The sequence below is a fragment of the Limnohabitans sp. genome (assembly GCF_040401135.1).
Classification (GTDB): Bacteria; Pseudomonadota; Gammaproteobacteria; order Burkholderiales; family Burkholderiaceae_C; genus Limnohabitans.
The window spans coordinates 1-1,884 of the sequence record NZ_JBBAOV010000067.1 but is presented as its reverse complement, the minus strand read 5'-3'; the positions used below and the strand labels follow the sequence as shown (position 1 = coordinate 1,884).

The 1,884-nt window shown below is 59.8% G+C and carries 3 protein-coding genes; all 3 read left to right on the top strand.

Annotation, left to right across the window (positions count from 1 at the left end):
• Positions 1-516: CbiQ family ECF transporter T component (locus ABWP81_RS11585; RefSeq protein ID WP_353141924.1), on the top strand; the 516-nt coding region annotated here is incomplete at its 5' end.
• A 21-nt stretch (positions 517-537) separates the two neighbouring features.
• The gene (locus ABWP81_RS11580) at positions 538-1,098 is read left to right on the top strand and encodes a biotin transporter BioY (RefSeq protein WP_353141922.1); all 561 of its coding nucleotides are present in this window, start codon (positions 538-540) and stop codon (positions 1,096-1,098) included.
• Positions 1,067-1,884, top strand: an 818-nt coding sequence (locus tag ABWP81_RS11575) for an AMP-binding protein (protein WP_353141921.1), incomplete at its 3' end; no start/stop codon positions are given. The genes ABWP81_RS11580 and ABWP81_RS11575, both read left to right, overlap by 32 nt.

Genomic DNA, 1,884 nt, shown 5'->3' with positions numbered 1-1,884 from the left:
CTGGGCACGGGTGTGTTTTTTACCCAGCATCTTTCCGTTTTACTAGGCAGCGCCGCGTGCTGTGTGTTGATGTTTGCGTCATTGGGCAGGGCCACGCTTCGCGCCAAACCTTTGCTGATGGGTTTGGCGTTGGCCAGTGTGCTGATCGGCCTTTTTCACCTCTACATGCAGCAGCCCATCGTGGGCGCGGTCAGTGTGTTGCGCTTGCTGTGCACCACTTTGATGGGCATTGCCCTCACCATCACCACGCGCTACACCGACTTGTTGGGCGTGCTGGAGTGGCTACTCGCGCCTTTGCGCTTGGTGGGCGTTCAGCCCGAACGTTTGTCATTGCAAGTGGCTTTGATGCTGCGGTTTACCGAGCACTTCTTTGTGGTGTGGCGCCGCTTGGACGATGCGCACCGCCTGCGCACGGGCAAAGCGGGTGGTTTTAAAATACTGGCTCCGCTCACCCTCCACATGCTGATTGCCGCGCGTCGCGTGGCCGACACCTTGCATGTGCGATATCGCCGCTAAAACGGCTTTTACTCTTTACGCATGAACACTTCTTCTTTCTCGATCGCTTTGGTTTCTTTGTTTGCAGCCCTGATTGCTGTGTTTGGTTTGATCCCCAAAATTGATTTGCCTTTGGGCGTGCCCATTACCTTGCAAACCTTGGGCGTCATGTTGGCGGGCTGTATGTTGGGCCCCAAGCGTGCGCTGCAAGCTTTGTTGCTGTTTTTGGCCGCCGTGGCCATTGGCCTGCCTTTGCTGTCGGGCGGCCGTGGGGGCGTGGGCGTGTTCTTTGCGCCAGCCAGTGGCTACCTGTTGGGTTGGCCTGTGGGTGCTTTTGTCACCGGCATGGTCATGCACCTGTTGCCTCGCGCCACGCCACGCGGTGCGGCCATTAGCGCGTTTATTGCGTCTGCTGTGGGTGGCTTGTTGGTGGTGCATGTGTTTGGCGTGGTGGGCTTGGTGGCTATTGCCAACCTGTCGTGGGAACAAGCCATCATGGGCACCTTGGTGTTTGTGCCGGGCGACTTGATCAAGTGCGTGCTGTGCGCCACCGTGGTTCACACCGTGTCCCGTGGCTTGCCTGACTGGCGCTTTGGTGGCTAACACGCTGGTGCATGCACCGCTCGCGCATTGGGCCCAGACCCGCGCGCAAGAGGTGGCCATGGACGATGGGCAAACCCAACTGACCTTTGCCCAGCTGCACACCGCCGTGGTGCAGCACGCTGACACGCTAACCCAGCAACATGCGCCTGCTACTGTGTTTGTGGATGACCAGCTTGGCATCATTCAACAAATGGTGGCGTTCATGGGCATCATCCACAGCGGCCGATGCGCCGCCGTAAGTGACCCCGATTGGCCCAGCACCGTGCGCGACAGCGTGCAGCGCTTACTCGGATCTGCCTTGACCGAGCCCAGCCACACAAACACCGCCACGCCCACCAGCCCTTTTTATATTGGCTTCACCTCGGGCAGCACGGGCATGCCCAAAGGCTTTCGCCGCCACCACCAGTCGTGGACCGAAAGCCTGCGCGTGTGCCTAGACACTTTTGGCCCCGATGCCGCCAGCTGCGTCATGGCCCCAGGGCGCTTTTCGCACTCGCTGTTTTTGTTTGGCATGGTGTTGGGCTTGTGGAGTGGCGCGGGTGTGGTGGTGCAAGAGCGGTTTTCAGCCACGCGCTTGTTGGACACTTTGCGCGTAGGACGCACGCCTTGCTTGGTGGCCGTGCCCAGCCAATTGCTGCTGATGCTAGAGCTGGCAGCGCGTCGCCAACTGGCCCCCATTGACGATGTGCGTTTGATTTTGATCAGCGGTGCGCGCTGGATGCGCGACCGCACGTCAGCGCTGCAGGTGCTGTTTCCCAATGCGCGGATTGTTGAGTTTTATGGCGC

Coding starts and splice junctions, on each gene's coding strand:
- ABWP81_RS11580 (WP_353141922.1), top strand. CDS start 538: ATGAACACTTCTTCTTTCTCGATCGCTTTGGTTTCTTTGTTTGCAGCC.